At 52.8% G+C, this 7,772-nt stretch carries 7 protein-coding genes and 1 pseudogene; 2 read left to right on the forward strand and 6 right to left on the reverse strand.

Annotated features, from left to right (window positions below):
* Positions 1-23 precede the first annotated feature (23 nt).
* Positions 24-1,796, forward strand: coding sequence for a glycerophosphoryl diester phosphodiesterase membrane domain-containing protein (locus ACQ4N8_RS18550; RefSeq protein WP_430705841.1), 1,773 nt, complete (start codon positions 24-26; stop codon positions 1,794-1,796).
* Between the two features lie 29 nt (positions 1,797-1,825).
* On the opposite strand, the gene ACQ4N8_RS18555 is transcribed toward ACQ4N8_RS18550, so the two are convergent.
* On the reverse strand, positions 1,826-2,062 hold the full coding sequence (locus ACQ4N8_RS18555) for a DoxX family protein (RefSeq protein ID WP_430705842.1): 237 nt from the start codon (positions 2,060-2,062) through the stop codon (positions 1,826-1,828).
* 152 nt (positions 2,063-2,214) lie between these two features.
* Between ACQ4N8_RS18555 and ACQ4N8_RS18560 the strand changes: the two genes are divergently transcribed.
* On the forward strand, positions 2,215-2,703 hold the full coding sequence (locus ACQ4N8_RS18560; protein ID WP_430705843.1) for a hypothetical protein: 489 nt from the start codon (positions 2,215-2,217) through the stop codon (positions 2,701-2,703).
* 713 nt (positions 2,704-3,416) lie between these two features.
* Here ACQ4N8_RS18560 and ACQ4N8_RS18565 read toward each other — a convergent pair.
* The 5 genes and pseudogenes from ACQ4N8_RS18565 to ACQ4N8_RS18585 form a co-directional block, all read right to left on the reverse strand.
* On the reverse strand, positions 3,417-5,237 hold the full coding sequence (locus ACQ4N8_RS18565; RefSeq protein ID WP_430705844.1) for a family 43 glycosylhydrolase: 1,821 nt from the start codon (positions 5,235-5,237) through the stop codon (positions 3,417-3,419).
* Between the two features lie 434 nt (positions 5,238-5,671).
* Entirely contained in the window at positions 5,672-6,166 is a 495-nt protein-coding gene (locus tag ACQ4N8_RS18570) for an SRPBCC family protein (protein WP_430705845.1), read from the reverse strand.
* Positions 6,167-6,341: 175 nt separating this feature from the next.
* A pseudogene (locus tag ACQ4N8_RS18575) lies at positions 6,342-6,681 on the reverse strand (DUF1801 domain-containing protein).
* 345 nt (positions 6,682-7,026) lie between these two features.
* Positions 7,027-7,446 carry a hypothetical protein gene (locus ACQ4N8_RS18580; RefSeq protein WP_430705846.1) on the reverse strand — a complete coding sequence of 140 codons (420 nt, stop codon included), beginning with the start codon at positions 7,444-7,446 and terminating at the stop codon, positions 7,027-7,029.
* The gene (locus ACQ4N8_RS18585; RefSeq protein ID WP_430705847.1) at positions 7,419-7,727 is read right to left on the reverse strand and encodes a hypothetical protein; all 309 of its coding nucleotides are present in this window, start codon (positions 7,725-7,727) and stop codon (positions 7,419-7,421) included. The genes ACQ4N8_RS18580 and ACQ4N8_RS18585 overlap by 28 nt, the downstream gene beginning before the upstream one ends.
* Positions 7,728-7,772 lie beyond the last annotated feature (45 nt).

A 7,772-nucleotide genomic window follows, 5' to 3' on the forward strand; every position in this document is an offset into this window, starting at 1 on the left:
GTAATCGGGTCGGGTGATTCTCCATGCTTAAGCTATTAGGCAGAAGTATTCGCGACTTTCGCAAGTTTTCCGCCAAACTGCTGCTTTTCCAATTGATGTACATGCTGGTCACGAGCGTCGTCGTTATTCCGATCATTACGTTTTTGTTCAACCGGATTCTCCGGGTGATCGGCTCCGGCTCCCTGCTCAACGGGGAGGTTTACCGGATCGGATTGAGTTATAAGGGCGTGGCCGGGCTTCTTATTATCGGGCTCGTTGCCTCCTTTACCCTGCTGATCGAATTGTTTGCGCTTATCGTTCTCGTCCAACAACAGTATTTCGGCAAGGAGATCACGATCGCGGATGCGGTGCTGACTGCGCTGCGCAAAATTCCAAGACTGCTCGGATTCGGCGTGTTCCAGCTCATGCTGCTGCTGCTGCTCTTGATTCCGTTTGTCGACTCGCCGCTATCGGCCTCGTTCTACGCGCTTTTTAACGTTCCGATCTTCTTGAACAATCAAGTGCTGGACGCTTCCTATACCATGACCGTTGCCTATGTTCTGCTTCTTGCAGGAGTTTTGTATACGTTGCTCCGTTGGATCTTCGTACTGCATTGTATCGTGCTTGAGGATCTGACGCTGAGGCAGGCGGTACGCAGTAGCCATGTCCTGACGCAAGGCCGGCGATGGAGGCTGTTCGGTTCGCTGCTCCTGTTCAATGCCGTTATACTCGCGGCAACCTCCGCTGCGGTGTCCGCGCTCGGCCGCATCCCATCATGGCTGGATATGGATGTGCTTGCACTCGTGTCCCAACATTACTCCCTGATGTTTTCCACCTTGCTTACGTATTTGTTGGAGCTTCTGCTTTTGCCGATCAATATGTTCGTGCTGACGAGACTCTATTACGCGCTGAGCCGGTTAAAGGGGATAAGGGCGAGAGACCAACTTAACGTTAGCCGCAGCAGAGTAGGCAGATTCGAAAACCTCGTCGGGGCCTGGTGGAAGGGGGTAAAGCGGAAGGGCGTGCTGTACGTCTCGATCGCCGCCGCCTACATCGCCCTGTCGGCATTCATCGGCTTGCGGATAAACGATAGCCTGGTATACGCGAAATGGAACGTACAAATCGCAGCACACCGCGGCGACACAGCGAACGCGCCGGAGAATTCGCTCCTCTCCATCGTCTCGGCGATCGACAAAGGCATTCAGGTGGCAGAGGTGGATGTTCAGCTGACCAAGGACGGGGTTGCGGTGCTAAATCACGATCCCGATCTTAGACGTTTGACCGGCTCACGAGCGCGCGTCGCCGATTTGACTTTCGCGGAACTGCAGCAACTGTCCATCGGCATGGACGAGAACGGTTATCCGTTGCACATTCCGACCCTGTATAATGTACTCTCGGAGTCGCAGGGCCGCATCAAGCTGCTGCTTGATCTGAAGCCGAACGGCTCCGGCGAAGCGCTTGCGGATGAGGTCGTCCGGCTGGTCAAGGAGGCCGGAATCGAGGAAGAGGTACGCATTCAGTCGTTCGACGGCGATGCTCTCAGGCGGATTCGGGAGCTCGCGCCCGATATCAAAATCGGGAGAATTCTGTACTTCGCGCTTGGGGACTTATCGAAGCTAGACGTCGATTTCTTTACGATCGGGCAAGTGATGTTAACCGATCAATTCGTGAATCGAGCCCATGCCGACGGACGCGAGGTGTGGGTCTGGACGGTCAACGCCAGACGGGATATGAAGGAAGTGCTTAAGTTCCGGATCGACGGCATGATTACCGATTATCCCGAGACGGCTCAGTCGATGGTAGAGGTAGACCTGTAAGCGCCCGAGAGAGGCATAGGGTTCCGGAATCACAAGCGGGCAATAGCCGCAAAAACAGCTAGCGCCAAGAAAACGATATTAACGCCGATGTCCCGGTATTCTTTGCGCACCAGATGAAAGACAAATCCAAACAATACGACGGCGGCAAGCGCTATGGCGGCGGCCGGCGTGAGCCAAGGGGCGATCCCTGTCGCTTGCGGCAAAGTCAGCCCCAGAGCTCCAAGCAATTCGGCGATTCCGATAAAAAATACGAACCCTCTGGACACGTCTCCCGTTGCTCTTAACCCCAATTTGTGGCACACTATGAATATCAAGCAGTAGCCAAGCGGCAAAGAATGCCCCGTTTCCTTTCATCTATTGAAAGGAGGCGGGGCTTTTGCATTTAGTGGACAATCCAAGGGAGAGAGGTTGGACGGATATGAGTTTCCAAACCGAGCACGATCAATGGATGGACGATCATCTAAGACGAAGAAGAGGGGAGCGGCGCGACGCGCTAAAACGCGGCCACGGTTACGGAAATCGGGTGTTCGTTGAACAGATTTGGTGGCCGCTTGCCGGACATTTGAACGGATTGCATCCCGAATACGAGGTGAAGGATTGGCGGGGGAGATCCTATTTTGTGGATTTCATGTGGATTGTCGGAGCCGCACGCATCGGTTTTGAAATCATGGACTTTGGCTCCCACGGTATGGATCGGACCAAGTATCGGATGGATTTGAACCGGGGGCTTTTTCTTCAAGCTCAGAACTGTACGCTCTATTATCTCTCGCTGGACGAGTTAAAAGAGAATCCCTCGTTCATTCTCTCCGCCTTGCGGAATATTCTATCCCCTTATTTGTGGCAGAGTCCGGAGCCGGAACCGGTACAACGGCTAGCCGGCCTTATTCCAAAATCGAACGAGACTTGATGCGGGCGGCCATCCGCCACAATCGCGTGATACGCCCAACCGAGACGGCACGGGAATTGGAAATGCACACGATGACTGTCATTAAGTATTGCCGGCTACTGGTGGATAAAGGAAAGTTTCGGGCCGTTGCGAGGGGAGTATCCGGTCGCGTCATTTACTACGAATATGTGGGTTCCCTCCAGAGTCTGGATTTGGTATGAACGAGGGATACTGCCGAGGGAAGGTGTGGCTGGGTGACCGTTCGGTAGTATGACTGAGCGAGTGAATGTCTGGTAGTGCAATTATATATGAAAATTCATATAGATTTTGCCTTAAGGAAGGAAAGGGGATCAATCTATATGAAAAATCATATAGATTTGGTCCTTAAGAAGGCGTAACGCATGATTCTATATGAATAATCATATAGAATGGATCATTTTGCGCTATTGTGGACGATTCTATTCGAAAAATCATACAGAATTAACGGGTAGGCGATGGATTGAGCAATGATTAAGGTGATCGGCAAGCGATGGGAGAAGGGATCGTTATGAATGGCAGCGGCGAACGAATCCGTAGGTAAACAACAGCAGGCCGCAACATTCCGTTGCAGCCTGCCGGACGGTTTCTTGTACAATTATTGACCTGCCAGCCAGCGCTTGGGGAAGATCATTCGACGCGCTGCTGCTATTTTAACATATTCCTTCCCACTTTCAGGTCATCGTCAGGTTAGGGATTCAATTTAACGAGACGATGATACGGGTGACGTTGGCTCCTCCCATGCCGCCGCTCAGCCGAATGACGTTATTCGTGCCCGGGTTCAAATCGATGGGAAGGCTGACGCGGCCGGTGTAAGCGCTCCAGCCTCCCGTGCCGGGCAGAGTAAGAGAATAACCGTTCCCGGACGGGTCGCCGCTGGCATTTACTTGAAAGGTTGCCTGGTTGTCCGCGGAGGCGTAGACGACGGTAAGCAGCGCCTGGCCGCCCGCGCCGCCGTTAATGCCGGTCAACACGAAGTAGGAACCCGGGATATGCATGTTTTCAATGCTTTCGCCCGATCGGACCGCTCCGCCACCGACGGACACATTGTTTCCGGTGACGGGATATTCCGTTTCCTCGGTAGATCCCGATTCCGGGATCAACGAGACGATGACGCGGGAAATATTGGCTCCTCCCATGCCGCCGCTCAGCCGAATGACGTTATTCGTGCCCGGGTTCAAATCGATGAGACGGTTGGTTCGGCCGGTGTAGCTGCCCCAGCCGCCCGTGCCGGGCAGGGAAAGAAAATAACCGTCACCGGACGGGTCGCCGCTGGCATCCACCTTAAAGGCGGCTCCGCCGTCGGCGGAAGCGTAAAGCACGGTAAGCAGCGCCTTGCCGCCGTTGCCGCCGTTGATTCCGTTCAACTGAACGTAGGAACCCTGGGTATGCATATTTTCAACATTTCCGTTCGAAAGCGTCGCCCCTCCTCCGATGGTTACGTTGCCGCCGTTCATGGCATATTCCGTTGTCTGAGTGTATTCGTCAAAGTTCTCGTTGATCAAATCGTAATACTTGATCTCCGTCGCATGGGAACGCGGCCCGACAGCGGGGACGCCCTCGGACGTCTGGATGACCTTTTGAAGGGTCCCGTCCGGATTGAAGGTTACCCGATCTACGCAGACGGAGCGTAACGTACCGTTGGAGGAGATTTTTGCGTTATGATAGAACAGGTACCATTCGCCCTTATATTGTACGATAGAGCCATGGGACGTCTCGCTGTTTTCTACAGGATCCAAAAGGATGCCGCGGTTCGTCCAGGGGCCGAGCGGACTGCTGCTGGTGGCGTACCGCATCCGGTTTGCGCCCGGATTATTGTCGGAATACATTAAATAATACAGGCTTCCCCGCTTAAAGACCCAGGTGGCCTCATGGAAGTCCGCCAGCTCGCTGAACTGCCGGACCGCTCCGTCGATCGACACCATGTCGTCAGCCAGCTTGACGCCGTAGCTGACTCCGCCGCCGCCTGCATAAAGGTAATAGGTTCCGTCGTCATCGCGGAACACGCTTGGATCGATCAGGTTGCTGCCGGGAAGTCCCTCGATATAGCCCTGGACGGCAAAATCCGCGGCGGGCTTATCGCTTGTCGCTACGCCGATCTTCCAGGTATCGTTCCAATTCGTCCCGCTGGGATGGGGGAAATAGAAGTAATAAGTTCCATCCTTGTAGGCGGCGTCGGGAGCCCACATAAAGCCGCCCTCCGGCCGTCCCCACGGCACGTCGTCCGCGCCCAGAATTTCTCCTTCGTCCACCCAATCCACCATATTATCCGACGAGAAGACGTGATATTTGTCCATTAAATCGCTGCCCCGGGAAGGAAAGATATCGTGCGACGGGTACACGTAAATACGTCCGTCCTCCCACACATGCGCAGAAGGATCGGCGGTGAATATACTCGTGAAAATGGGGTTGCCGGACAGAGTGACGGCTCCCTCGGCCGCAGTAGAGGACGCGAACCCGAAAAGTGCGGACAGCAGCATGATCCCTGACACAAATAGGTTCAAACCTTTTTTTCTCATCATTTTACCTCCTTGATACATGAATTCAGGTTATATCCTGGAATGCCCTTGAATGCCTCCCATGTATTCCGCTTCGTCGCCGGACAGCGTAGATGCTCAAGACGTCACCTCCTGTATTTAGATGGATAAAAATGTAAAATCCAAGGAGTAATACTAGCTTAACGCATAACTAACCTGTTCTGTAGTGAGGCATTCTTAAACTTTCCCTGTCTTTCTTAGCCTCATGGAAGGACCGTCAGTTTTCGGACTTAAAAATGCACCGCCTGGGGGCATACGCTCCATATGGCGGTGCAGGAATCGTTGCATGCGCAGTCTGAGGCATCCTCGCGGCCTTACGCTCCTCCGTCGCTTGATCGGATTATTCGGGGAGCGAGAAGAGGGCAAACGTAGCAAAGCAAAAAGCGACGTCCCGTGAGCGGAACGCCGCTTTTGAATCATTGCTGGCTGGCTAAGTACTGGTCTAGTTGTTCGAAAGTGCCTTCGAATCCTTGCTTTACCATCGGCTTCATGGCTTCGAATGCCGCCGTTTCTTCTTCCGATGCATTCACGGGACCGCCGCTGAATGTTACTGTAGTCTTCCCGTTTTCCTCGGTAAAAGTAAGAATGTTGATAATCTCAAGCGGCCAATTCGGGTTGAATGGCGCACGTATTGTATTCCCTTGTTCATCACTAAACGATTGTACGAACACAAGCTTCTCTGGTTCGTTCACTTCTTGATAAACGAATTTCCCCCACATACTCATTCCGTCAGGGGATTTCTGACAGCCGAGAAACATGCCCCCCGGGCGAGCATCCATCTTGCTGATTTCGAGCGAGAATCCCTTTGGACCCCACCATTTGCCGAAATGCTCAGCCTCCGTCCATACCTTGAATACGAGTTCGCGAGGAGCGTTAAATTCACGAGTCAACAACACTTCATGGTTTTCCACTTCTATTCCTCCCGGATTTTTTGGTTTTGCAGTTGAAAAAATGCTCGCCTAATCGATCCCGATGTTTTTCCGCCATCTGCGAAACCTGCGCAGCCACCCATTTCTTATGCCGTAAGGCTCTGCAAAAGCTATCCGGATTCAACTTTTTCTCCTCCGACCCAGCGCGGTTTCTTTATTAGAGCGTTTCGGAGGCCTGAGTTAGCAGAGAGGACAGCAAGGCGTAGTCCGGAGTAACTCCCTCTTTAATTTTGATCCATTTACGTTCCGGCGGTCCTTCGAATCCCTTCGGAACCTCCAATCCATTGGCGTTCATGATCATGAAAGCAATAGCGTCCTTCGAAGGTGAAATCACTGCAGCATAGTGGCCGTTTTTCAGAAAATGGGGCTTCTTATATTGAATCCGCTCTTCAACCGATGGGATGGTTTGGTGAACCATCTCTCTCAGTCGCGGTAGAGAGTTCAATTTGCCATGCTGCTCCCAATTGCTCGATATAGTCGGTAACCTCTTCGTTTATCACTTCCTGGTCAACTCCTAACGTAAAATTTTCCACAAACTGAATATACCATATGAGGAATATTCCCGCAAAGGCATTTTCTAATTTTTGTAATTTGTAATAATCTTCCTTTACAAGAAACTTGTTGCCATGCTAACAGTTTAACGGAAACTTAAAGAGAGCAGCAACTGGTCGTTAGTTCTGGCCTGGTGCTGCCCTCGTTCAATTCCCGGATCTGCCTCGTTCCAAAACAAAAAAAGTGCGGTTTCGGGGCAGCGCGGTGGGAATGCCTAGTCATTATTCAGCTATCGTATTCCACTCGTTTAGTCCTGTTCGCCTGTCGAAAACTACTGTATTTCTTTCCCTCTATGCGATCTGCGTAATAACAAGGTGTGCGGAAACTGGTCTTGTCCCTCCAGCTAATGGAGTGATCGTAAGTGCCGCAGCATTTCCGGCAGGATTTCGAACTGTGAGTACTGAATTAATGACCGTTGTTTGCACAAGAGCCATTCCTACAATTTGAGAAGTACCTGTTGCTCGCCCGACTACGGTATAAGCCAAGTCGGCGCCATTGAGTGTTAAAATGAGTTGGCCCGCTTCGTTTACACTTACCTGAAATAAAACATGATAAGTGCCGATTGAAGCCAAGTTAAATGAGCTCGCACTTACACGGGTAATTTCGGTTCCACTGATTGGGCCATCTTGCGGAAAACTAACGTCCGTGTTGGGAGCAACAGTTGCTGCATTATCGGGAGGCATCAAGGCAAAGAAATCTGCAAAGCCCAATACTCCACCTGCCGGTCCCGTTGCACCTGCCGGCCCTGCCGGTCCCGCCGGTCCCGTTGCACCTGCCGGCCCTGCTGGTCCCGCCGGTCCCGTTGCACCTGCCGGTCCTGCTGGTCCCGCCGGCCCCGTTGCACCTGTCGGTCCTGCCGGTCCTGCCAGTCCAGTTGCACCAATCGCTCCTGCAATTCCGGCCAGTCCCTGGGGTCCAAGTGCTCCTGCCAGTCCTTCAGGTCCAAGCGCGCCAATCGCTCCTGCAATTCCGGCCAGTCCCTGGGGTCCAAGTGCTCCTGCCAGTCCTTCAGGTCCAAGCGCGCCAATCGCTCCTG

The sequence above is a fragment of the Paenibacillus macerans genome, assembly GCF_050565405.1.
Classification (GTDB): domain Bacteria; phylum Bacillota; class Bacilli; order Paenibacillales; family Paenibacillaceae; genus Fontibacillus; species Fontibacillus macerans_B.

What these genes read in the sequence shown, in the direction of transcription:
- ACQ4N8_RS18550 (WP_430705841.1), top strand. Translation starts at nt 24, where the DNA reads ATGCTTAAGCTATTAGGCAGAAGTATTCGCGACTTTCGCAAGTTTTCC.
- ACQ4N8_RS18560 (WP_430705843.1), top strand. Translation starts at nt 2,215, where the DNA reads ATGAGTTTCCAAACCGAGCACGATCAATGGATGGACGATCATCTAAGA.
- ACQ4N8_RS18565 (WP_430705844.1), bottom strand. Translation starts at nt 5,237, where the DNA reads ATGAGAAAAAAAGGTTTGAACCTATTTGTGTCAGGGATCATGCTGCTG.